The sequence below is a fragment of the Glaciimonas soli genome, from assembly GCF_009497155.1.
Taxonomy (GTDB): domain Bacteria; phylum Pseudomonadota; class Gammaproteobacteria; order Burkholderiales; family Burkholderiaceae_D; genus Glaciimonas; species Glaciimonas soli.
In genome coordinates this window covers 1-23,330 of record NZ_WINI01000009.1, presented here as the reverse complement: position 1 = coordinate 23,330, position 23,330 = coordinate 1, and the positions used below count along the sequence as shown (strand labels likewise).

The following is a 23,330-nucleotide window of genomic DNA, read 5'->3' as shown; positions in this document are numbered from 1 at the left end:
TTATGGCGGTAACACAATCCGATATTGATAGTCTCAATGCTGCCATTGCATCCGGCACGCGGCAAGTCACGCTGGGTGGACAAAGCGTCACCTATCAAACCACCGAAAGCCTGATCAAGGCACGCGATAATCTCAAACAAGAATTGGTGAACCAGCAAGCAGTTGCTGGTGGTGCGGTACGCAGTAAGCGCTCAATGTTGTATTACGTTGGCCGTGGGTACGACTGATGGCGCGTAAATCTAAGCACAAGGTTGCTACGACAATGCTGCAACCCCAAGCGCGTTACGACGCTGCCGGTAATGGTCGTCGCATGCGTGGCTGGATGGCTCCATCGACTGGCCCGAATCGTGCCGTCGCTGGTATTCAAAACATCCGCAACCGTTCTCGTGATGTCACACGCAACGACTGGTCGGGTGAATCCAGTATTCAGAAGTGGACAACCAATCTGATTGGTATCGGCATTGTCCCGCGTTTTAAACGCATCCAAAACAAACAACGCAAGCAAGAACTTACCGATTTGTGGCAACAGTTCGTTGCACAGTCGGATGCCGATGGAATACTTAATTTTTACGGACAACAAACCTTAGCAGTACGTGCCTGGCTGGAATCGGGCGAGGTATTTGTACGTCGTCGTCCGCGTCGTCCTGATATGGAATTGGCAGTACCTTTGCAAATCCAGTTAATCGAAGCTGAATTTGTACCGATGTTGGATGCCGATAGCTGGCCGGGACTATTGCCGGGAAATCGTATTCGTAGCGGTATTGAATTAAGTGTTTCTGGTCGTCGTCTGGCATATTGGATGTATAAATCACACCCGGGCGATGGCGCGATGGGGGCAACGATAGACGCCAGCATGCTCATTCGTGTGCCTGCCGATCAGGTGAAACACGTGTTTGAACCGAAGCGTCCAGGTCAATTGCGCGGTATTTCAGCGATGGCCTCGGTACTGGCACGGCTGCGCAATATTGGTGATTACGATGATGCCGTCCTTGAGCGCCAAAAGCTCTCTAATCTCTTCGTCGGTTTTATTTCCCGCTCTTTACCAGAAGGCTTAGACCCAGACGTTGATCCGCTCACTGGTAGGCCGATAGAAGGCACAATCTCGTCGCCATTGGCGGGTCTGCAACCCGGCATGATGCAAGAGCTAGACCCCGGAGAAAACATCAACTGGAGCAATCCACCAGAAGCCGGTACCACCTACAGCGATTACATGCGCACCCAGCATATGGGCACCGCAGCAGCCTCTGGCATTCCATATGAAATCTTTTCCGGTGATATCAAAGAAGTGAGCGACCGTACTTTGCGAGTGCTGATCAATGAGTTTCGCCGCCTGGCGGAACAGCGCCAGTGGCAGATCGTGATTCCCATGTTATGCCAGCCAGTAATTGAATGGTGGGCAGAAGCGGCGGTACTGGCTGGCAAAATTTCATCCAACGAAATACTTGACGTCATCCGCGTAGAACATGCGCCACACGGCTGGCAGCACATCCATCCAGTGCAAGACCCGCAAGGTAAAAAACTGGAAGTCGATGCCGGTTTCCGTTCGCGTTCCAGCGTCATCGGTGAACGTGGTGACGATCCTGATCATGTGGACGATGAACGGCAGTGGGATATGCAGCGCGAGCAAGCACTGGGTTTGCACGCGTCGCAATTAACAGCACAAACAGCTAAGAAGCCAGATGACAAGAAGGAACAAAAATAAATGGACATGAATCAATTAGGTGATGTGGTACCGGGCGGCACATCAGGTGTGATCGGTAGTATCGCCGCTGCTGTGTTCGCTTGCTTTATTTTCCTGCGCAAATACCTCGCCAGTGATGCGGCTGCCCGTGCCGATGATCTGGGCAAAGTCAGTGCGCTTGATTTGTATAAACAATTGCTGGAATCGGAACGCACAGCCCGGATTTCTGCGGATGCGCGTGCTGATCAGTTTGCCAAAGAGCGCAATGAAGCGTGGCAAATGATGGGCGACATGCGTGGCGAGCTGATGGCATTGCGTGAAGAGGTAAAACAGTTGCGTGACCAGATCAATGCAGGACACAACTTGGGGCATTCCGAAACGGGTTACGAAAAATCGTCGCAGGGTAATCCCTAACGTTATCGCCACAATGAGCGCTAATCAATTTAGGGACACAACATGCGCACCTGGTACGCCTTCAATAACGCCGTCACCGATACTGCCGATATTTCCATTTTTGATGAAATCGGCATGTGGGGCGTGACTGCCAAAGATTTTATCAACGATCTCAATAAAGTCAGTGCCAAGGCCATCACTTTGTCAATCAATTCGCCCGGTGGTTCGGTGTTTGATGCCTTGGCAATTTTTAATGCACTTAAAACTTCTGGCAAAGAAGTCACCGTCCGCGTGATGGGGGTAGCAGCATCTGCCGCTAGTTACATTGCGATGGCTGGCAATAAAATCGTCATGCCAGAAAACACCTTCATGTTCTTGCATAACCCAATTGCCGGTATCTACGGCAATGCCGAAGCGATGCGTGATACCGCCGATGTGCTAGACAAAATCGGAGCCAGTCTCACCGCCACCTATGTCACACGTTCCGGTAAATCTGAAGAAGAGGTCAAAGCTATACTCGCAGCCGAAAGTTATTTAACAGCTGCCGAATGTGTAGAGATGGGGTTTGCCGATGTAATCGAACCAGCCATTACTGCACAGGCCAGCTTTGCACAAGAGCGCTTACCAGAAAACGTCAGAGCGATCTTCATGCAAGCTAAGCAGAATGTATCGGTGGTAGCTACACCGCCAACACCCGCCATGCCGTTCGTTGAACAAATTCACGCACTGGCGAGTGCTGCTGGTTTCGTTACCCACGCAGCACATTGGGCATTAGATGCCAGTGTAGACACGTTAGCCAAAGTCCAGGCCATCATCGCCGTCGCCAGCGAAATCAAAGCATTGTGCATCTTGGCGAAACAGCCTGATACGGCTGATCAACTGATACGCGCCAATAAAACAGTGGATGAAGTGCGAACACATCTTTGCACGGTATTGGCAGTAGCAGACGAACGCACCAATATCGATACCGCACTACATCACATGACCAAGAGTATCGCCCCCACACAAGAGTGCAACCCAGCGCTGGTCAACACCGCTGACATCTGGGCTAAGCGTCGATTAACTATTGGGAGTAAATAATGGCAACACCAAGTATGCAAAGCGTGACCTTGCAGGAAGGTCATCACGTCGGCGAATTCTTACTATCGGAAGGCAATGGCACGATTAGCCGTGAAGAAGGGATTCTTACTTTGACTGGTACCGCGCTGGTATCAGGTACGGTAGTAGCAAAGCTGGATACCGGTAAATACGTTGCCTACAACGCGAAAGCCAAAGATGGTGCGCAAGTTGCCAGTGCGGTTTTGTACAACAGTACGCCTGCGATCACAGGTGACTACAAAGCTGTGTTCATCGTGCGTAATGCCGAGGTGATGTCAATTGCCTTGACCGGCATTGATGCAGCTGCCGTTACCGCACTGCAGGCGACCAGCATAGTTGTGCGCTAATCCAAAAAAATATAAAAATCGAAACAGAAAGAACATCCCACCATGCCAACCTTAGATATTTTTAACGATGACGCCTTTAGTGTTCAGTCGCTGACCAAGGCGATCAACGACACGCCATTTCAGCCCATGAAGATAGGGCAAATGGGTATCTTCTCAGAAGAGGGCATCACCACCACAGCCGTGTCGATTGAAAAAGAAGGCACGACCTTATCGCTAGTACCGTCGGCAGCACGTGGTGCGCCAGGTGTGCCGATTGGTAACGACAAGCGCACCTTGATTTCACTGAACACGATCCACTTGCCACAACGTGCGAGTGTGATTGCCGACGAAGTGCAGAATTTACGTGCATTCGGCAGCGAGAGCGAAGTGCAATCAGTACAAACTGTGGTCAACAAAAAACTCGCGAAAGCGCGTCGCAATATCGACGTGACGATGGAATACCAGCGTATCGGTGCGATCAAGGGACAAGTGATGGATGCCGATGGTGCCACCGTGCTGGCTGATATGTTCAGTACCTTCGGTGTCAAACAAACCACCCATGCGATGGCATTGGGCAGTGACAGCACTAAGGTACGGATCAAGACAGTGGAGGCCAAACGCAAACTGGAAGAGGCGCTGGGTGGCTTGATGTATAGCGATCTGACTGCCTTGTGTTCGGCCAGCTTCTTCGATGCTTTGGTTGGTCATCCGGTAGTCGAAAAAGCCTATGATCGTTACCTGAACGGTGAATTTTTACGGGAAGACCAACGCAAGGGATTTTTCTTCGCTGGCGTGTATTGGGAAGAATATCGCGGCAATGTCGCCGGTCGTGATTTCATCGAGCTTGACACTGCTTACCTCATTCCAAGCGGTGTACCTGATCTGTTTATCACCAACTTCGCGCCAGCCGATTACATGGAAACGGTCAACACCAACGGTTTGCCGTACTACGCCAAACAGGAAGCGATGCGGATGAACAAAGGCGTGGAGATTGAAGCGCAATCGAATCCGATTTCGATCTGCACCCGACCACAAACGATTATCAAATTGTTCAAAGGCACAGCACCGTAATGTTGCCGGTATTTACCTCCATGACCAATAGTGTCCTTGCCAAGCTAGGTGAGGATGCGGTGCATCAGAGTAAAAATGGACAAAACCTGCCATGCCGCGCCAATGTCGAGCGCGGTGTGCAAATGGCGGGTTATGGAGATGACATGATAGTTGAACGCGATGTCGTCACCTTGAGCAAAGACTTGCTAGCGGTCGTCGGCGATACGCTGATAATCGGCGAAGATCATTACACACTAGATCATCTGTTCGCCGACAATGGCTATTCGGTACGCTACACCTTATTGGCTAATTCATTGGAAAACTGATGGCAAGCAGCAGATTTAATATCACCATCGACGCCAGCGGCATCACTGGGCTGGCGCAGTCGCTAGGCCAATTCGACAGCGCACAACTCGCAACAGTATCCTTGCAAGCCGTCAATACAGTAGCCAAACATACGTATGACACGGTGCGGCCACGGATGAATGCCAACATCAATCTGACCGACGCCTATCTGCAAGACCGTATGCAGCTACGACTGGCAACCAACCCGCTTAACCCCAAAGCGATCATCGCCGCACGCTATCGTCATACGCGACTCGCCAATTACGCCTCTAAACAATTGCTACAACCCGTTAAACATCCGAGCATTGCCAAAGGCGATCCCAGCCGTGGTATACCGAAAGGCATGAAAGCTGCGGGTATTTCAGTAGAGGTGACACGTGGTGGTCGCAAGGCGATTCCTAACGGTTTTACGATGCCACTTAATAACGGCAATGGTATCGGTGTGTTTACCCGTAGTCGCACTACCAGGGAAGTTAAACACCGCTACGGTCCATCGGTATATCAACTCTTTCGTACCAGTGTCGATGCAATGGTGGGAGATATCGAACAAGAGCTACAAGATGCCTTAATCGTGCAAGCAGAACGTGAATTACAGAAAGCATTCAGATGACGATTTATAGCAAGGCCAGTGATATTGCGATTGAGTTATCGAACCGGTTAGCGAGTATCACGATTGTCAATGGTTACCATACTGATATCGGTAAAGCCGTGTTTCGTGGTCGGCGCAAAATCGATGATCACCATATTCCGTGTGCGATTCTGATTGAGGGTGACGATACGCCGACTGATACGCCTGGCAGATTAACTGATGTGGCGATTAATCAGCGTTATATATTAGGCGGTTACGCAGCGTGTGATCCATATCATCCGAACGATAGGGCACATGACATCCTGAAAGATATCAAGCGTGCTGTTTTTAAAGAGGATGCCAAGCTAAGCGGTAAGGTGCGCCGTGTCACTTACCGTGGCCGAGATATTGGCCCACGGATGGATGGTGCGGCAATCGTGTTTACAGTGATTGAGATTGATGTGCAATTTGTGGAAAATTTGACAGACCCTTGAAGATTAGTTACACGAAATCTGTAATTTATCGAAGAAAGCCCTGTTTCGTTTTTTCGCATCATTTAACATTTTGTCGTAAGACATAATTTCAATGTAGCAGCCTCTCGTCTTATGATACAAAAAATAACCCTCATTATCAGCCATCGGAGTGAAATCACGATCTGATGCGATTTGCTTCATTTTTGGTGTTAGGCTACAAATGATGTATGCGTAGAATGGGATTTGCTGTGAATTTATCGTTTTACCCTTAAGGCTTTTGGCTTCTCCATCTTTGATTTTTCGTACATATCGAAGTACCTGTTCGACAGGGTCTTCGTCGTTAGGTGGGTATTCATTACGTTCTGGGCGTTTAAACTCGACAAGTACAATTGATTGAAAAGCACTTTCAGACTCAGAAAATGCTGTTGGTGAATTAAAGACCACTATATCAGGCTCATCTCCATCGGTAGAATTTACAACTTTCAATTTGCGAATTGGTAAATCGGATGCGAGGTGTGAGTGAAATGCTAATCGTTCGTCGATAACCCATAAATTTTGTTCTGAAAAGCCGACATCGTCAGATGTTGTACGCATCGGGAAAATCAGTTTGTGAACCAATTCTTCTTTAGCGTAGCGACCATTTTCCTGAATCTCTAAGGCGTCATCTAGTAAATCAAGAATGGTGCGGCGATGAATCACATATTTTGCGAGTGCCGCTTTCCCTAACTCATTTTCAGCAGATAAATAACTTTCGTAAAGATTGTTGTATTGTTCAGAATCGGTTGTAGCATCGGATGCTAAAGTGGTGATCTGCTTTGCGTCTTCTTTATGTTCTACTTCGATCTCTCGCTGCACTTTGAAAAGAGCAAGATCCAATGCATCGTCAGACAAATGCGGTGCTACGCGATCCAAATGAGATTCATATCGACTGTTGAGTATGAAACGATACTCTGGAGCTTTGCTAGCGACAAAATTTTCTACATTGCGACGTTTTTCGGTTTTTAAAGTTACCAAATATGGGGCCGCAACGTTTTTAAGCTGTTCACCAACAGCATCATATATATCTTGCTTAGTGAGCTCTTCTGGAAATTCAAGATCATCATCACGCATGAATAAAAAAGCTGTTCGCTCTGAGTTTACATTTTCATCTAAATAAGTACCAGAGATGTATGTGAGAAAAACGAAAGACTCACCTGCATCATCAACTAATCTAACGGTCAGGTCTGACACTAATGCGCTTGCTTTTTGCGAAAGCACTTCTCTACTATGAGCGCAGTATGAGACTGAATGTTGTTTGGATGCGCTCGAATGGTACTTAACAATTCGTGCAATAAAAGGCCATTCCTTAACTGTGAAATTGAGTTCAGTAACAGATGAACGAATTTCATCTGCAAATACTTGATTCACATTCAGTGATTGACTTCCTAAGTTGTCGTGGAGCCATATTTGAGGGCAATCCCCAGAGACGAAATAGATTAGAAGGTGATCTATTATTTTTCGGCTAATAGTCTCAAGGTTTTTCGGAAAATGTTTTTGATATTCCGAACGTAATGAAAGAAGTTTTACTGAGGTTCGGTACTGCTTTGATTTTGCCTTAATTACTTTTTCATTTTCGATACCACTCTTTGTTTTGAGAAAATCAAATTCACGTTGTGACCATTCGTCACCATCCAAGTAGTTGCTTTCTACACGCGCATTTTCAAAAACTTTAAGCCATGTGAAACGACCAATCCCTTTGTTGCCACGAGCAACTTTGTTAGTCGAGTCAGAGAGAAAAAATGCCTGATAATTTTGGTCATTAAATCCGATGCCTGTATCTGTGACGGTGATATTTTGAATCGAAGATGCAACATCATCTACACCATGAATATTGTGCTGACGCACATCGTGATCAATAGTTACATCAATACGGCTTGGATATGTTTTAGGGAGGTCAACCATTGCTTCAATTGAGTTGACCAAGCACTCAAAAATGGGAATGTAAGGCTGTGTTCTAGGTAGCTGTAAATTATTGATACGGCCAACGATATCTACTTGCATTCCTATCCCCCGGTGAATTTTCTTACATAATAAACGATTATCGCGTGAAAAATTCCAATATAGCGTTTAGAAAAACTGACATTAATCAGTTGAAAATTCATATGACGAAATCCCAGCGCAGGGATCACGCTTAAACTTGCGTCACACTCAATCTAATTAAATGGATGGAGAACAGCATGTCAGCACGCGGATTTTTAGGCGCAGGGGATTTATACATTGCCCGATATGATGCTACATTAGGCGACTTCGGTTCCTATCAAGGCCCATATGAAGCAACCAAGTTTGAAATCAAGCCCAAGGTTGAATTGAAGGAAATGACTTCGCGTGGTCGCTCCACTTATGGTCAGACCATCGAATCGGTAGCGCTGCAACAGCCTACCGAATTTACAGTCGAACTACCCGAGATCAACAAGGAATCATTGACGATAGCCTTGCTCGGTACCTCGACCGACATTAATCAGGCTTCCGGTACATTGACGGCAGAAACGCTGATCGTTAAGCAGGGCGCATGGGCACAAGTATCGAAGGGTAATTTGGCAAGTAAAGATATCAAGCTGACTAATGCGACTGGCGATAAGACTTACGCGCTGGGTGTGGATTACGATGTCAATTATCGTCTTGGCATGTTGAAGCCTTTGGCACTTGGCGCGATCAAAGATGGTGACACTGTTAAATTGACAGCGACGTTTAATGCGATGACCGGCACCAAGATTGCTGGTGGTACTAACGCACAAATCCGCGCACGCTTCAAACTCGATGGTAAAAATTTCGCTGACGATCTGCCGTGCATCGTGACCGTGCATGAAGGCATCATCGCCGCTGATTCTGCCTTCGATTTCTTGTCTGACGACTTCGCCAGCATTTCACTTCCCGGTCGCATGAAGACACCCAAAGGTAAAGGCGAACCGTTTACGGTGGAATTGCTAGACAGCGCTATGTAATATTCACTTCGTAGCCACTTCGGTGCGGCGCATTCGTTCTCGCACCAATCTTTCTCTATTTCGGATCTTCCCATGTCATCCAATAAACGTGATGTCGAGCTAGCGATTGCTGTCTCGACTACTGGCGTCGATAGTGTGCGCCAATTGCAATCGCAAGTCGAATTGCTTGCCAAGCAGGGTGGTGCGGCAGCACCTGAGTTTCAAAAGCTTGCCAATGAAATTAACCATTTGGCTGATCAAGCTAGTGCTCTCGATGTGTTCAATACTGTCGCCGATGATGTAGAACGGTTGGCACTAGCGCAGCGTGATACTGCTGAGAGAAGTCAGTTACTCGGTCGCGAGCTGGCGCAACTGACGAGTAAAACCACGCAATATCGCAGCGCCGAAGAGCAGACGTTGACCACCTTGTTAGCTGCACAACGTGCGCAAGCGACGATGCGCGACATGCTGGCAACGGTCAAGAATGAAACCGATGCTGCCGGTAAAAAGACTATTGAATATCAGCAATCGGTGCAAACGCTGACACGCTCGTTAATTGAAGGTCGCGCTGGTGTACGGGGTTTGGCAGAGTGCTATAAAGATGCGCAAGCTGCTAGCTATGCCGCAGCACTGGAGGAAAGCAAGTTTGCCAAGATTGTGGCCGTATCTTCAAAAGAATCGCAGAACGCCAGCGCCGAACTGGCAAAACGCAATGCGACGCTGCTGGATACCCGAAGTGCATTGGACGCGACCGGTGTGGCGAGCACTGATCTAGCTGCCGTGCAAAAGACGCTCATTACCGCTTTTGCCACCAGTGAAGCCCAACTACAAAAACTACTGCAATCTGAGATAGACGCCAAGCTTGCCGCCAAAGCGTTTGCTGATGAAGAAGATCGATTAGCGCGCATCGTGTTGGCGACGAAATCGGAGATGGCAAATGCTGCCCAGCATCAGCTGCTTGTAGAAAAACAAACCTACGCCGAGATGATCAACGGCCAGCAACAGGCCGCAGCTTCGGCGAAGGCGGCTGGGCAAGCCATCCAGAATGCATTATCGACAGTAGGAGTGCGCGCTGCCACAGATATTGCGCATGAGATCACCCAAGTACGCAGTGCGTTAGATTTGCTCAAGACCAGCGGCACGTTAACTGGTCGCGAATTAGATCGTGCGTTCGCACTCGGTAAAAATCGCCTGCAAGGATTAGAGCGTGACTTGCGCGCCGCCACCGGTCAAATGACCTTGATGGACAAGGCCACCAATGTTCTAAAAAGCACGGCTGGTCAATTGGCGGCGGGTTTCGGTTTGGCCGAAGGGGTACGTCGCCTGGCGGATAGTTTTTTAAGTGCTAACAAGGAAATCGAAACACTGCGACTAGGGTTAGGTGCGATACACGGCAGTTCCCTGATTGCTGCGCAGCAGATCGATTTCTTACGCAACACCGCCAATACTGCAGGTGTGTCGATAAGTAGCATCAGCGATTCGTTTGTCCGTTTCTCCGCATCGGCGCATGCCGCCAATATTCCGATTGCCACCACCAATGGTTTGTTTGCGGCGTTGACCCAAGCAGGGGCTACCTTGGGTTTGTCGGGTGACAAGGTATCGCACGCCTTGGATGCGTTATCGCAGATGGCAAGTAAGGGCGTGGTCAGTATGGAAGAGTTACGCCAACAGCTAGGTGATTCTTTACCTGGCGCATTGTCGCTCACTTCGAAGGGTTTGGGTTTGACCGATCAGCAATTAATAAAGCTGGTGGAAAGTGGTGGGCTGTTAGCGCGTGATCTGTTCCCAGCGTTGACTACTTCCTTGCAATCCATGTCTGGTGAAGTGAACACCTTGCAGTCGAAGTGGGAACGCTTAAAAAATGCCATGACCACCACTATGCAGGTGCTGGGTGATACTGGTGTGCTGGATGTGTTGAAACTGGCATTGCAAAGTTTGGGTGTGGTTGTCGGTAGCGTTGCGGTCGGCGTCAGTGTGCTGACCGATACTTTCATGACGTTCATCAAAGTGTTGGGTACAGTAGGCGCTGCAGTTACGACTGGCAATTTCAAAGACCTGGGAAATGAAATCAGCAACCTGATTGAGACTGCTGTGAGTCGACAAACTACCTTGATCGACTCGTATAAACAAGTGATAGGTGTGGCCGATCAGTCGGTCAACGCGCAACAGCAGTCAGCTGTTGCCGCTAATACCAACGCCACCGCACAAACGGCAGCGGCGCAAGGTGCGATGATCAATGCGAATGCGCAGCAGGTTGCTGGCAATGCTGCCCAAGTCGCCGGTACGCAGGCGGCGAGTGCTGGCGGCAGTTGGGTACAACTGTCGGTGCGGTATGCTGAATCGAGTAAAGAAGCCGAGCGCCGCATCGACGTGGCCGAGAAAGTCGTTAAGGCAGTGCAGGCCGAAGGGGAATCATCTATCGCCTTAAGCAATCTGGCCGGTGATCAAAAGTCATCATTGCAAGCGGCTACCGATGCTGCCACGGGCAACGCCAATGCCTTATCCAGCTTGACCACTAAGCGTCAGGAAGATATCAATAATATTGCCCAACAGGTCACCGCACTGTCAGCATTATTGGTTGCGCAGGGCGACCCCGATGGCTCACGCCAAAAGCAGATCGACGCGCTCACTAAAACCATCGAGCTACGTCAGGTGGAATTAGAGCGCGCGCAGCAAGCGACCAATCTCGCCAAGACCGAAGCGATGGCACGTGATGTGGCGACCAAATCCTATGAAGACAATGCGGCATCATTGGAAACTTTACGGCAAGCGGCGAGTAACACCAGGACCGCTTTGCAGCAGTTGGAAGTCTTGGAAGCGGCCGGGAAGGCGACACGGGAGCAGGTGGTGGATGCCACCCGTCGAGCAGCCAGTGCACAAGCTTTATATCGTGATGCGTTAGCTGACACCGCTGCGGCGATGGAGCGTAACGTGCAAGCATTGCAAAATAAATCGCAATTAGCGCAAGCGGCGATCAATGTGGACATCGCGCATGCTAAAACGGTGGAAGATGTCGCCCGTGCCGAGGGTGATCAAGCCGCTGTCATTGCACAGCAGATCATCCAGAAGCAATTAGCCATCAAAGCCACAGAAGCTAATATTGCCGCCACGTCACAAGAAACCAAAGCCATCATCACCAATGCCGAAGCGCAGCAAGCGGCGTTACTTGCCAGTGGTGAGATGACCGCACAAAAGCAATCTGAAATCGACAAGACCATCGCCAGCGCCAAAGCTAAGCGGTTGGAAGTGGATGCGACTCGTGAACACATCAAGCAGTTACAGCAAGAAATTACTAGCCTGGAGCAAGGCACTAGTACACGGCACGCACATACCGATGCGATCCGCGAACAAACCTCTGCCCGCGAAGCGGACATCATTGCGCAGGAAAAATCGCTCGCCCTTACCAAGCGCGAAATGGAACTGCAAGCAGCTAAGCGTGATGTACTCAATACCAATGGTGACAAGGTGAACATGTCGCAACCCACCATGCTCAGTATCTATAACCAGTTAAAGGGCTATGGCATGGAGGATGCGAAAGCGAAAGCGACCGCCCGAGAGTTCGCCGATGCCAACGGCAATATCCCGACCATGAGTAATCCCGGCCAGCGCAAATACGATGGCAGTTCCTTGTCGATGGCGGTGATGAAGGCGGCAGAAAAATCCATCTTCAATACGAATAATGCAGCGTCGATAGCAGGTAAAGAAACTGCTTTAGTCAAGCAGGGTGGCTACACCGTCAACGTCAACATGGGCGGCAAATCTTCCCTGGTTAATGTCGCTTCACAGTCGGATGCCGACAATCTTGCCAGATTACTTGGCACACTCGCTAGCGCTGCTACTCGCGCCAGCTAAAGAATAAAAACAGGACAACACTGTGATTCAATTATCTGATGGTATCACTTCACTGATGTTGCACGACGATCTATTGTGGGTAGATGAGCATAACTGGCACCCAGTTGAACAAAGCATCAATCGCACCATCACAGGCAGCTTGATCGTCAGCACCGCTCAGCGCATCGCTGGCCGTCCCATCACTTTGCAAAGTATTGATGATAGCAACGCCTGGCACACCCTGGCGCAAGTCAATCAATTGCGAAATTGGGCCGCAGTGGCAGGTTTGGCATTGACCCTTACACTGCGAGCAACTGTTCGGCGTGTACTGTTTGCCCATCACGAAGGCGCTGCTATTGAAGCGACACCGGTGGTGCATTACAGCGATGTAAGTAACGCTGATTTTTATCGCATTACCTTGCGATTGATTGAAATGTAGAGAAAACTAATCATGCCTATCCTTGCCGGTGACATTCAATTAATCGCTTCCAAGGTGATGGATGACAACGAAGAAGGCGGCGGTGCACCCACAGCGATTGCCATACACGATGGTGCCAGCAATGCGATCTTTCCTGATATCTCCGAGCTAGACCGCGCCGGTGGTCGGGTCAACTTGCGTAAAGTGTTTGCCAGTGTGCAGACCACGGACACCGATAGTTATTTGGGCGCTAACGTGGTGGTGGCTGTGCCACCGCAAGACCCGTTAGTTAGTGTGACATTATTTTCTACTGGGCAGGTATTCGACACCCGCAGCAATGCCCGTAATCGGGTCGAATCGTATTTGTCGTCTGGCTCCGAATGGCCTGCCTATTTGTTTGAAAATCATATCGCCGGTCAACGCTCGATCCAGTTATTCCAGCGTTCTAGCGAAACACTGCCGCCAGTCGGTCAAACGCTATTACTGGTACAAGACGAAGGGCAAACGACCGAACGTGCCCAGTACGTGCGCATCACCAAAGTGAGCGCCATTGAGCGCGCGTTTACGTATGATAACGACAAAGATTACAAAGTGCTGATTGTCACCTGTGGTCTGAGTGATGCCTTGCGCTATGATTTTAGCGGCAGCCCCGCCGCCCGCACTTTTATCAGAGGCCAGAATCGCACCGTGGTACGGGATACGGTGGTCGCCGATGCCGCCACCTATTGTGGCGTAGTGCCGATAGTTGAACTGGTCAATATCGGTGACCTCAAGGTTAAATGCAAAAGCATCTATACGCAGTTAGTCCCCAGCGCCCAAACCGAAACACCGATCATCGACGCCAATGCTGCCGGTGAGTACGATACCTTGGTTGATGCCTCCAATGGCATGGTGACGATCACCACTGCGCAACCGTTTAACGCGGCCACGAATCTGTATCTAGGCAATCCGGTAGTGCCGAACACATTGGCAATTAATTTCACTGGCGGGGTGCTCAATGATGTCGGTGGCATGCTGACCAATGGTGCCACTACGGTGGGGACGATCAATTATGCGAATGGCTTGATCACGTTTGCCAGCACCAGTCCTGCCTATGCGGGAGCCAAGACGATCACCTTTAAAGCAGCCGGTGCGCCATTGTCGCTGGCCGATTCTGCCGGGATTGCGGTCACCAGTATCAACCGGGCGTACAACTATGTGCTCACCATCTCGCCACCACCGGCACCGGGGAGTACACGGGTTGCTTATCGCGCCCAAGGTAAATGGGTGGATTTGCGCGACAACGGTGCCGGAATGTTGCGGGGTGCGGATGCGGCTTTTGGTTCTGGTACCGTCAGTTACAGCACCGGTACCATCGCCGTGACATTGGGGGCATTGCCCGATGTCGGCAGCACCATCATTGCTAACTGGGGTAGCAAGGCGAATTATCTGAATCGCGCTACCGCTGGCGTGGAGCCGACCAGTATCATGTTAGCTTGTGCTAATCGCGGTGTGATGCCATCATCGATAGTCATCACCTGGAATAATGGCAAAGATAAAACGGCGCTGGATAATGGCAACGGTGGTATCACGGGGGACGCGACTGGTACGGTCAATTACGTCACCGGTGAAATCAAACTGATCCCGAATCAACTGCCTGCCGGTGGTCAGACCTATACTGTGGCGTATACCTACGGTGAACCAGACAATGAAGTGTTCCCCGCGCCGATTCGTAATCCCGATGGTACCGTTAGTATCGCACTGGCGAAAAAGAACATCACGCCCAACACGGTCAGTCTGACCTTCAATCTCTTATATGAAAACTATGATCCAGTCGAATACACCATCGCCAAGACCGATCCGTATCTCACCTTAAAAGATAACGGCAGCGGCAGCTTATCAGATAGTACCGGCACAGCGCACGGCAGTATTAACTACACCACTGGCATAGTCACCTTTAAGCCCGACACTATCGTCAGCTTACCCAAAGCCCAATACGGTCATTTCCCGGTCGGTATTGACAAAGATGGCGGTTCCATCATGCGCTATCTGTTCACGGGATTTATCTATGTGCCAGTGGGTGCCTATATGCCGATGGATGAGAGTGCTTCAGTCAAAGTCAATTATCGTGCTGCATCAAGTAATACCAATGCGAAGGAAGACATTACCAGCAGCGCCTTAACGGTTGATTTAACCCGTCAGTTCAGTGAGGTCATTGTACCCGGCAGCATCCGTTTTAACTTTGGTGGCATGGATTACTTTGATCGTGCTGGTCGCCTGTATACCAATCTGGATGTATTGACAGGTAGTGCGAGTATAGCCGGGAGTATCGACTACGCTACCGGTAACACGACGATCACCAACTGGATGCCAGCTAACGCCAACCTCATCAGTGTTAAATCGTTATTGACCACTATCGCCGGACAACCAGTGGATCAGGCCGTATTCCGTGCGCCAGTGTCTCCGTTGCGCCCCGGCTCTTTGCAAATCGTCGCGACTCGTTTGGATGGTAGTCAGATCAATGTCACGGCCAATCCTGATGGGACCATTACTGGCAATAAAATCATCGGTCACGTCGATGTCGATACCGGGGTGATCAATGTGCGCTTTGGTATCTGGATCATAGCCGCTGGCAATGAAGGGCAACCGTGGTATGACGCCAGCGCCGTGATCAACGGTCTACTGTTTCGCTCTTATCCGGTGTTTGCCAGCAGCATCAAATTCAATGCGGTGGCGTATTCGTATTTGCCGTTAGATGCCAACATCCTCGGGATCGATCCGGTGCGCCTGCCACAAGATGGCCGGGTGCCAATTTTTCGCCCGGGTGGTTATGCGGTGATTGGGCATACTAAAATCAGTCAGCCGGTTACAGTCAGCAATAAGCAAACGATAGATGTAGCGCGAGTACGGTTGTCGCGGGTACGCGTGTTAGATAAAAATAAACAAGTGATCAACCTTGGCTACAGTGCCAATCTGGAAGCCGGTACCGTGACATTTACGGATGTCAGCACTTACGCCCAACCGATCACGATAGAAGACCGCATTGAAGACATGGCGGTGGTGTCAGATGCGCAGATTAATGGCGAGCTCAGTTTTACCCGCCAACTCAGTCATCATTATCCAGTCGGCTCTTACGTGTCCAGTGCCTTGATTGCAGGCGATATGAAGTCACGCGTAGCGACGCTGTTTGATCAGGCGACCTGGGATGGCGTGAGCTGGCGCGATGCGGTGGTAGGCAACGTCGCCACTGCGACCTATAACGATACCTTGACTCCAATACAAGTCTCCAACATCGGCACCGTTACTGAACGCTGGGTATTTCGCTTTACCAATACCAATGCCTTCGAGGTGATCGGTGAACATGTCGGCGTGATCGCCACTGGCACCACCGGTAACGACTGCTCTCCGATCAACCCAGCAACTCATCAACCGTATTTCACGATCAAAGCTAGCGGCTGGGGTTCAGGTTGGTCGGTCGGCAATATCGTGCGCATGAATACGGTGGGTGCATTGTTTCCGGTGTGGGTAGTGCGCACCATTCAGCAGGGAAGCGAAACGGTGCAAGACGATGCATTTACCTTATTAATTCGGGGTGATGTCGATAGACCCTAGCGTTACAAAAATACAACCAATATCAATCATACTGAAAGAGAAAAAATGTTCGACACCAGCGTAAAATATTTACACAGTGCGATGACGGATGCGCCCGTGCTATCCGGTACTGCAGGATCATTACTGGCGGCACTTGATGCCTGCCTGATCAATGGCATAGGGTTGCGCACCGCCACATCACTGGTAGTTGTCGATGGCATTGCCACCATTGCCGTCGCGACCAATCACAGCGCAGAAATCGGCACCGTGATTGAGGTGGCCGGTGCAACACCGACTACTTTGAATGGGCAACAGCGTGTTACCGGCATCACCACTAATGCGATCAGTTTTGCGACTACGGTTGCCAATACCACGGCGCTTGGCACCATCACCGTTAAAAATGCAGCACTAGCCTGGCGAAAAACTTTCAGTGATGGCAATCTGGCAGCGTATCAACCACAAGATGTGACGGCAACAAATTGCCTGTTGCGAGTCGATGACAGCGGCACCATGACGGCACGGGTAGCTGGTTTCGAGTCCATGAGTGATATTAATAACGGCACTGGAAAGTTTCCCAACACTGCACAAAAGACTGGTGGGCTGAACTGGGTAAAATCGACGACGGCAGATGCGGTAGCCAGGTCGTGGATGGTGTTCGGTGACAGCAAATGCGTGTATGTGTGCATCGCGGCCAGCTATGCTAATACCAATAATTACGCCATTTACCTGTTTGGCGATTTCACCTCCTACAAAAGTGGCGACGCCTATGGCTGTGCAATTGCAGGTGCCTTTGACGATCAGGTGTGGACAGGTTCACCCGCCTCGGGTTGCATGGGTTATAGCGTCGGCATGACTTCCAATGGCGTGTATGTGCCCCGTTCGCATACGGCCATCGGTGGCTCACAGCCGGTACTCAGAATTGGCGCATCGGCCATTTCCGGTAATTACAATGCCGTTAATGCTTCCGGTACCAGTGGTTATGCCTTCGGCAGCTTTCCGAATGGTGCGGATAATGGTTTGATGCTGTGCAAAGTATTGCTGTTTGTAGCAGGTGCATTTAGGGGGGAGACAGTTGGTATTTGGCACGCTATGCAAGATGTGGGTAATGCGTTTATGCCGAAGGATCAGGTAGCAGGTACCGGTGCCATGCGTGATAAAAAAATTATTGCCGTGCGATTGGGAGGAGTTGCCTCTGCCACCAGCGGCACTGTTTTCTTTGATGTGACGGGGCCGTGGCGATCATGACGGCAACCTCTTATCTCATCCGGTCACTTGGCAGCACCACGTTTGCAGCGAGCCCCTTGGATAAGGCTATCATGCCTCGTGTCGCGCCACGCGTGGCAATCTTTGCTTCGGCACCAAACTTGCTATCTGCCATGGCAAAGCGAGTCGATAAGCCGGTGCGCTATCGCGACATGGAATATGCCGGACGTGGCACTATCTCTGGCACTGTGCTTGAGAAGGGCGTGACCAATACCCCAGTGCACAGGCGTGTGCGCTTATTCCGCGATCGCGATGGCTTGTTGATTCGTGAGACCTGGAGCGATGTAGTGACTGGCACATTTACGTTCGCCGATATTGATGAACGTCACACCTATTCCGCATTAACGATGGATCATCACCACCACTTTAGAGCGGTGGTGGCTGACAGGGTGACACCGGAGGTAGCCGCATGACGGTGACGATTTCGGCTGTACATAATACCGCCCGCTTAAACGGCACCTTGACGTTTCTCAATAGCGGCAACGAGCCTGCGCGTATTCGTATTTATTCGGCACCGCAGCCAGCCAATGGCGCTGAACCCGATGGTGTACCACTGGTGGAAATGGCATTAAGGAAACCAGCCGGAACTGTGGTCGATGGTGTACTGACATTGGCAACCGCAGTGGACGCCATGATTATGCAATCCGGTGTGGCGACGTGGGCGCGGGTCATCAATGGCAATAATGAACTTGCCTGGGATTGCGATGTCACCGATAGTAAAGGCAATGGCTTTATCCAACTGCCATCGACCACCTTGTATGCTGGTGGTGTGACGCGTCTGGTGCTTGGTACGATAGTCTAACAACGTGGAACTCGTCTTTAGCGATCCGCTGGCTATCAAGCAGCCATTGGGGTTGGTGTTTGGTGAGATGGGCAGTACGCCAGAGCTACCGAAATTAGTTACCCTCAATGGGGCGTTGCCCAGCATGTCAGGCAACATGCAAATGACTACCGTGACGAATGCGGTGGCTATTGGGGTGTTGCCGACGATGACTGGCAGGGCAACGATCACAGTGCTGGTCGATGTGATGATCAATAGTCGCTTACCGACACTGACCGGCGGTGTAGCGGTGAAATATGTATCAGGCGCAGTGCGGCCCACCGTAGCCGAACCGGTGAATTACTGGCAGATGACACAGCCTGCCAGCATTACCGTACTTGATAGTCGTCACGGTATTTTACGCACGCATGCAGTGCAAGCGAACGACTGGCGACAAGCAAGATCGGCAACGACGGGTATCTTGTCATGCAAACCGAAGACGGTCTTTTCGACACCGTTGTTGTGCTGCTTAGCGCAACACGATGCGGAGCGTCTGGCTACCATCACGCATAACGTCATCTCACAAGATGGTCTGCATGATCGCCGCCCAAGTGCGCTCACAACATTTCAGCAAGGCAGCGTAACCGCATCAAGCGCCAAGCAATCACCTTGGCAGTGTGCTTTACGTGCGAGCCGTAATCAGATCGCAGGACGTTGGCAGAGTGCGGGTACATACTCGCTTCAACAGTCGGAGTTTGCCAGATCAGGGTGGTCATTACCTATTGGTGTCGGGACTAAATTCGAAGCAGCAATGCGACCACAGGCAGGAATGTTGTTATGGCCGGTAACGCCAGTGCTTGATCCCTGTTACGTACCACCGTTAGGGTGTGCGGTGCAATTGTTATTCATTGATACTCATGGTGATACGCAGCTGGTCTTCATCTGTCGTCAAGAAACTGATCCAGCACAAACCATCGTCGTACCAAAGTTAAGGGTATATGTCGTGATCAATAGTGCAGCATTAATCCGAGTAGATGGCAACATTGATTTGCCGACATTGGGCATGACGCTGGCAATTGATTATGAATCATGGACATGGAGTTTTACGGCGTCATTACCAGAGCGCACATTGCGTGATCTGGAACCTGGTCGTGATGGTGATCCGGTGGAAGTTGAAGCATTGATCAATGGTGCACCGTACCGCTTTATTGTTGAATCGCTCAGCCGTGAACGCACCTTCGGTCAGCGTAGTGTCAAGATAGCAGGGCGTGGGAAATCGGCATTGTTGGATACGCCATATGCACCCAATAGCTATTTCATGAACCCACAGGCACGTACTGCGCAGCAGTTAATGGGTGATGTGTTGACAGTAAATGGCGTACCGCTGGACTGGCAAGTTGATTGGCAACTCACGGATTGGTTAGTGCCAGCTGGTGTCTGGTCACATCAAGGGAGTTATATTTCGGCGTTAAACAGAATAGCATCGGCAGCGGGCGGTTATATTCAACCACATGCGACTGAGGCGCAATTGCGGATTTTGCCGATCTATCCAAAGCCTGCATGGGAGTGGGGTGGTATTACACCGGACTATGAGTTGCCAGCAGATGTGACGACGCGAGAAGCGATTGAATGGAAAGAAACACCGCGCTATAACCGTGTATTTGTGTCTGGTATCAGTAATGGTGTGCTGGGGCAGGTGACGCGACAAGGAACGGCAGGTGACAACATCGCTACCATGGTCACGGATAGTTTGATTACTCATGCTGATGCTGCGCGTCAGAGAGGGGTTGCGATTTTATCTGACACCGGGCGTCGCGCCGATATCACCTTGAAGCTACCGGTATTGAGAGAGACGGGCATTATCGTTCCCGGTAAGTTTATCGATTATGAAGATGGCAGTACCAAGCGACGCGGCATTGTGCGTAGTACGGCAGTCGATGTTGGGCGACCGGAAATCTGGCAATCAATAGGGGTGGAGACAAGAGAGGTGAGTCGTGCGTAATCCCTACAAAGTCTTACTCGGCTTATTACCCAATCCGCCGCTAATGGTTGGTACGGTAATTGCTGTTGATGGCGGTACTGTAACATTTCAGTTGCCAGGCGGTGGCATCACGCAAGCCAGAGGTGACGCCATCATCAACACACAAGTATTTATCCGGGATGGCGTGATCGAAGGCGCGGCTGAAAATTTACCAATTGAAATTATCGAACTATGAACGTGACAAAAATCAGAACGGTCAATGATTGGCATGCCATCCTCATTTCTTGCCAAGTGAAACCTGCAACCGCACAGCGTTGGGCAGCGGTGTTTGCAGCGGAGATTTCGAGTAGGACTTTTTCGTTAGGTGATAGTGAAATTGATGATTTTTTAGGGCAGGTGCTGCATGAAAGCAGTATGCTGGAACGCCTGGAAGAAAACCTGTTCTACACCACACCGGAGCGCATCGTTGCAGTCTGGCCGCATCGGTTTGGCACTAACGAACAAGCTCTGCCGTATCTGCGTAATCCAGTGGCACTGGCGAATAAAGTGTATAGCAATCGCTTAGGTAACACGACACCAGGTGATGGCTACCAATATCGTGGTCGGGGTTTGCTGCAAGTGACTGGTAAAGACAATTATGCCGTGGTTGGTAAAGCGCTCAAACTCGATTTAGAAAATACACCTGATCTGTTGGCGCAACCTGTAATCGCACTTCGCGCCTCTATCGCTTGGTGGGAAGGTAATGTACCCGATTGCATCATGGGCGATCTCGTGAGAGTGACTAAGCGTGTCAATGGCGGCATCAACGGCTTGGCGCACCGTGAGTTACTTACCAGCGCAGCAATGAGGATGATCGTGTGATTAGACTGGACGTGATGTACCCGGTCTTTTACTAAGTCTGCGTTTTATGGCCTTAGCTTCGTTTTTCTTTTTGTTTTCAAGATCATCGTAGATGGCAAATGCCCTGTCTCTGATATTTAAAACGACAAAGAAACCAAGCATTATCACAGCCAAAGCACCGATAAAAAACATGATGCTGCGGAACTCGCAAAGTTGGGTACTTAAGTCATGTAATGAGAGTTCTCGGTGTGCCCTTAAGTATTTGGCGGCAAGAGGAGCTAGCGAAAAGGCGGAGAGTCCTCCTGCTATTGAAAGCGCAGTGTAGGTATTGATAAAACTATCCGCAAGTTTTTCTGCGCTCTTATCCGAGCCTTTGCGTGTATTTTGCAAAAGTTTTTCCATGTTTTTTTCATGCATTTTTCCAAAGTAGGCAGTAATTTTACTTTCAAGTTTCACGCGAATTTTGTTCATTTGAATTTTCAGTTTCAGATTTTCACTTGCAAACAAATTAGTTAAAGCACGTGATGCGGGCCAATGTGCTTTTCGCCTCACCCTTATTCAATCAAGGGGCGGGTCTGTGATGCAGGCCGTTTAGGGTTACTGATAAATTGTCGTGCACAGCCTCGGCACTTAAATACAGGCCTGCGATCTGGAGACCATCCCTTAACATACACATCTCCACTTGCACACAATGGGCATGATGTACCGGCAGGCACTGGTGGCAGTGGAATTTTGGACGCGTGTTTTGATTGGTTGGGGTTCTTGGGCGGATACATAAAGGCGCTTCGGCAATCCTTGCAGCGATATTTATACCGACCATCTGGATGTTTTTCTTGCAGTAAATTTTTGCTGGTACAGGCAGGGCAACAGATGCTGTCGGGAATCGGTAATGATTGTCTGCGTTCAACATGTAAAGCAAAACTATGCTGACAGCTATTGCATTTTATCGTAGGGTTATCCGGGGTATTACGACGCCAAAAAATTAAGTCGTCGCTATCGCAACGCATACAGCGTATCCCTTGCTGTGCCGGGGTAATACCAAATCGAAAGGATGGGCGTGAGGTCAGTGGCCGCACATCGAGTTCGTCTATCAATGGCTGCAAGCGCGCAATATAAGTATGCACTTGCTTTTCTATGCTGCACCCAATGACATGGGTTGTGCGGCTAATTTTCCATGTTCCCCACAATACCAATGCCGTTGCATATAGCCGCCGATAGTGTTCGGAACGCAGACGATGGAACGGGGTGCTATGCGTAGCAGAAAAATGACTACTACAAGCCGTACACCCATAATACTGTTCGCTAGACACGCAATATCTTTTTTGTATGCTGGTGCTGTTGCACATCGGGCACACCGTGGGTTTATAACGATGCGGCCAATAGGCATCCAAGCGCTGTATCAATTGGCGCAATGCCGGTTCTTCTTGCCATATTTGGGCCGCCTTTTGTTGATCTTCTGCCGAGTTATGACCAAAGGTTTCTTCAAACCACGATGGTAGCGATTTGATCACTGCCTCTTTGGTGATCAAGCGCACTGCAGGCGTTTGGAGATAGCGCAAAAATTGCGGGGAAATAAATGGCGTGATGAGCAATTCTTCTATGAGTGGCGCTAAACGTCGAATATAGCCATATAGTTGCGTGGCATGCTTCGACAGACCAACGATTGGGAGCGCTTGCATCACTTTCCACGGCCCAAACAAAATTAATGCCACGGCATATAAACAGGGGTAATTATTTTTCCGTATTTTTCCAAAAGGCGTGCCTTCAGTGCCG

Annotated in this window: 22 protein-coding genes; 19 read left to right on the top strand and 3 right to left on the bottom strand. The window is 49.9% G+C overall.

Annotation, left to right across the window (positions count from 1 at the left end):
* Positions 1-2 precede the first annotated feature (2 nt).
* From GEV47_RS16845 to GEV47_RS16805, 9 genes are read left to right on the top strand one after another with little or no spacing between them, the layout of a single operon-like run.
* Entirely contained in the window at positions 3-227 is a 225-nt protein-coding gene (locus GEV47_RS16845; protein ID WP_153235963.1) for a phage head-tail joining protein, read from the top strand.
* The gene (locus GEV47_RS16840; protein WP_153235962.1) at positions 227-1,702 is read left to right on the top strand and encodes a phage portal protein; all 1,476 of its coding nucleotides are present in this window, start codon (positions 227-229) and stop codon (positions 1,700-1,702) included. The genes GEV47_RS16845 and GEV47_RS16840 overlap by 1 nt, the downstream gene beginning before the upstream one ends.
* Positions 1,703-2,095 carry a chemotaxis protein gene (locus tag GEV47_RS16835; protein ID WP_153235961.1) on the top strand — a complete coding sequence of 131 codons (393 nt, stop codon included), beginning with the start codon at positions 1,703-1,705 and terminating at the stop codon, positions 2,093-2,095.
* A gap of 42 nt (positions 2,096-2,137) precedes the next feature.
* Entirely contained in the window at positions 2,138-3,154 is a 1,017-nt protein-coding gene (locus tag GEV47_RS16830; protein WP_153235960.1) for a head maturation protease, ClpP-related, read from the top strand.
* Positions 3,154-3,519 carry a head decoration protein gene (locus GEV47_RS16825; protein ID WP_228124773.1) on the top strand — a complete coding sequence of 122 codons (366 nt, stop codon included), beginning with the start codon at positions 3,154-3,156 and terminating at the stop codon, positions 3,517-3,519. Before GEV47_RS16830 ends, GEV47_RS16825 begins: the two co-directional genes overlap by 1 nt.
* A 42-nt stretch (positions 3,520-3,561) precedes the next feature.
* On the top strand, positions 3,562-4,569 hold the full coding sequence (locus GEV47_RS16820) for a major capsid protein (protein ID WP_153235959.1): 1,008 nt from the start codon (positions 3,562-3,564) through the stop codon (positions 4,567-4,569).
* A gap of 20 nt (positions 4,570-4,589) precedes the next feature.
* A complete protein-coding gene (locus tag GEV47_RS16815) occupies positions 4,590-4,874 on the top strand; it encodes a hypothetical protein (RefSeq protein WP_153235958.1) in 285 nt (94 codons plus the stop codon).
* Positions 4,874-5,503, top strand: a complete 630-nt coding sequence (locus GEV47_RS16810) for a phage tail protein (RefSeq protein WP_153235957.1) — start codon at positions 4,874-4,876, stop codon at positions 5,501-5,503. The genes GEV47_RS16815 and GEV47_RS16810 overlap by 1 nt, the downstream gene beginning before the upstream one ends.
* Positions 5,500-5,955: a hypothetical protein gene (locus tag GEV47_RS16805; RefSeq protein ID WP_153235956.1), complete on the top strand. Its 456-nt coding sequence runs from the start codon at positions 5,500-5,502 to the stop codon at positions 5,953-5,955. The genes GEV47_RS16810 and GEV47_RS16805 overlap by 4 nt, the downstream gene beginning before the upstream one ends.
* Before the next feature lie 3 nt (positions 5,956-5,958).
* Here GEV47_RS16805 and GEV47_RS16800 read toward each other — a convergent pair whose 3' ends face one another.
* Positions 5,959-7,974, bottom strand: a complete 2,016-nt coding sequence (locus GEV47_RS16800) for a Shedu immune nuclease family protein (RefSeq protein WP_153235955.1) — start codon at positions 7,972-7,974, stop codon at positions 5,959-5,961.
* A 176-nt stretch (positions 7,975-8,150) separates the two neighbouring features.
* On the opposite strand from GEV47_RS16800, the gene GEV47_RS16795 reads away from it, so the two are divergent.
* The 10 genes from GEV47_RS16795 (at position 8,151) to GEV47_RS16750 (ending at position 21,578) form a co-directional block, all read left to right on the top strand.
* Entirely contained in the window at positions 8,151-8,915 is a 765-nt protein-coding gene (locus tag GEV47_RS16795; RefSeq protein ID WP_153235954.1) for a phage tail tube protein, read from the top strand.
* A 72-nt stretch (positions 8,916-8,987) separates the two neighbouring features.
* Positions 8,988-12,746, top strand: a complete 3,759-nt coding sequence (locus tag GEV47_RS16790) for a tape measure protein (protein WP_153235953.1) — start codon at positions 8,988-8,990, stop codon at positions 12,744-12,746.
* A 22-nt stretch (positions 12,747-12,768) separates the two neighbouring features.
* Positions 12,769-13,164, top strand: a complete 396-nt coding sequence (locus GEV47_RS16785) for a hypothetical protein (protein WP_153235952.1) — start codon at positions 12,769-12,771, stop codon at positions 13,162-13,164.
* Positions 13,165-13,176: 12 nt separating this feature from the next.
* Positions 13,177-16,734 carry a hypothetical protein gene (locus GEV47_RS16780; protein ID WP_153235951.1) on the top strand — a complete coding sequence of 1,186 codons (3,558 nt, stop codon included), beginning with the start codon at positions 13,177-13,179 and terminating at the stop codon, positions 16,732-16,734.
* A 45-nt stretch (positions 16,735-16,779) separates the two neighbouring features.
* The gene (locus GEV47_RS16775; RefSeq protein WP_153235950.1) at positions 16,780-17,958 is read left to right on the top strand and encodes a hypothetical protein; all 1,179 of its coding nucleotides are present in this window, start codon (positions 16,780-16,782) and stop codon (positions 17,956-17,958) included.
* Positions 17,955-18,389, top strand: coding sequence for a hypothetical protein (locus tag GEV47_RS16770; RefSeq protein WP_153235949.1), 435 nt, complete (start codon positions 17,955-17,957; stop codon positions 18,387-18,389). The genes GEV47_RS16775 and GEV47_RS16770 overlap by 4 nt, the downstream gene beginning before the upstream one ends.
* Complete coding sequence (locus GEV47_RS16765) at positions 18,386-18,778, top strand: hypothetical protein (protein WP_153235948.1); 393 nt, start codon at positions 18,386-18,388, stop codon at positions 18,776-18,778. Before GEV47_RS16770 ends, GEV47_RS16765 begins: the two co-directional genes overlap by 4 nt.
* Positions 18,779-18,782: 4 nt before the next feature.
* A complete protein-coding gene (locus GEV47_RS16760) occupies positions 18,783-20,738 on the top strand; it encodes a hypothetical protein (RefSeq protein WP_153235947.1) in 1,956 nt (651 codons plus the stop codon).
* Positions 20,731-20,952, top strand: coding sequence for a hypothetical protein (locus tag GEV47_RS16755; RefSeq protein ID WP_153235946.1), 222 nt, complete (start codon positions 20,731-20,733; stop codon positions 20,950-20,952). The genes GEV47_RS16760 and GEV47_RS16755 overlap by 8 nt, the downstream gene beginning before the upstream one ends.
* Before the next feature lie 2 nt (positions 20,953-20,954).
* A complete protein-coding gene (locus GEV47_RS16750; protein WP_322741683.1) occupies positions 20,955-21,578 on the top strand; it encodes a glycoside hydrolase family 19 protein in 624 nt (207 codons plus the stop codon).
* Here the strand turns inward: GEV47_RS16750 and GEV47_RS16745 are convergent, their stop codons facing one another.
* Both GEV47_RS16745 and GEV47_RS16740 read right to left on the bottom strand, forming a co-directional pair.
* The gene (locus tag GEV47_RS16745; RefSeq protein ID WP_153235944.1) at positions 21,579-22,028 is read right to left on the bottom strand and encodes a hypothetical protein; all 450 of its coding nucleotides are present in this window, start codon (positions 22,026-22,028) and stop codon (positions 21,579-21,581) included.
* 83 nt (positions 22,029-22,111) lie between these two features.
* The coding region (locus tag GEV47_RS16740; RefSeq protein ID WP_228124772.1) for a hypothetical protein at positions 22,112-23,330 on the bottom strand (1,219 nt) is incomplete at its 5' end.

Bases quoted from the DNA above. Each gene is read 5' to 3' on its own strand.
- GEV47_RS16845 (WP_153235963.1), top strand. From the start codon at position 3: ATGGCGGTAACACAATCCGATATTGATAGTCTCAATGCTGCCATTGCA.
- GEV47_RS16840 (WP_153235962.1), top strand. From the start codon at position 227: ATGGCGCGTAAATCTAAGCACAAGGTTGCTACGACAATGCTGCAACCC.
- GEV47_RS16835 (WP_153235961.1), top strand. From the start codon at position 1,703: ATGGACATGAATCAATTAGGTGATGTGGTACCGGGCGGCACATCAGGT.
- GEV47_RS16830 (WP_153235960.1), top strand. From the start codon at position 2,138: ATGCGCACCTGGTACGCCTTCAATAACGCCGTCACCGATACTGCCGAT.
- GEV47_RS16825 (WP_228124773.1), top strand. From the start codon at position 3,154: ATGGCAACACCAAGTATGCAAAGCGTGACCTTGCAGGAAGGTCATCAC.
- GEV47_RS16820 (WP_153235959.1), top strand. From the start codon at position 3,562: ATGCCAACCTTAGATATTTTTAACGATGACGCCTTTAGTGTTCAGTCG.
- GEV47_RS16815 (WP_153235958.1), top strand. From the start codon at position 4,590: ATGACCAATAGTGTCCTTGCCAAGCTAGGTGAGGATGCGGTGCATCAG.
- GEV47_RS16810 (WP_153235957.1), top strand. From the start codon at position 4,874: ATGGCAAGCAGCAGATTTAATATCACCATCGACGCCAGCGGCATCACT.
- GEV47_RS16805 (WP_153235956.1), top strand. From the start codon at position 5,500: ATGACGATTTATAGCAAGGCCAGTGATATTGCGATTGAGTTATCGAAC.
- GEV47_RS16800 (WP_153235955.1), bottom strand. From the start codon at position 7,974: ATGCAAGTAGATATCGTTGGCCGTATCAATAATTTACAGCTACCTAGA.
- GEV47_RS16795 (WP_153235954.1), top strand. From the start codon at position 8,151: ATGTCAGCACGCGGATTTTTAGGCGCAGGGGATTTATACATTGCCCGA.
- GEV47_RS16790 (WP_153235953.1), top strand. From the start codon at position 8,988: ATGTCATCCAATAAACGTGATGTCGAGCTAGCGATTGCTGTCTCGACT.
- GEV47_RS16780 (WP_153235951.1), top strand. From the start codon at position 13,177: ATGCCTATCCTTGCCGGTGACATTCAATTAATCGCTTCCAAGGTGATG.
- GEV47_RS16775 (WP_153235950.1), top strand. From the start codon at position 16,780: ATGTTCGACACCAGCGTAAAATATTTACACAGTGCGATGACGGATGCG.
- GEV47_RS16770 (WP_153235949.1), top strand. From the start codon at position 17,955: ATGACGGCAACCTCTTATCTCATCCGGTCACTTGGCAGCACCACGTTT.
- GEV47_RS16765 (WP_153235948.1), top strand. From the start codon at position 18,386: ATGACGGTGACGATTTCGGCTGTACATAATACCGCCCGCTTAAACGGC.
- GEV47_RS16745 (WP_153235944.1), bottom strand. From the start codon at position 22,028: ATGAACAAAATTCGCGTGAAACTTGAAAGTAAAATTACTGCCTACTTT.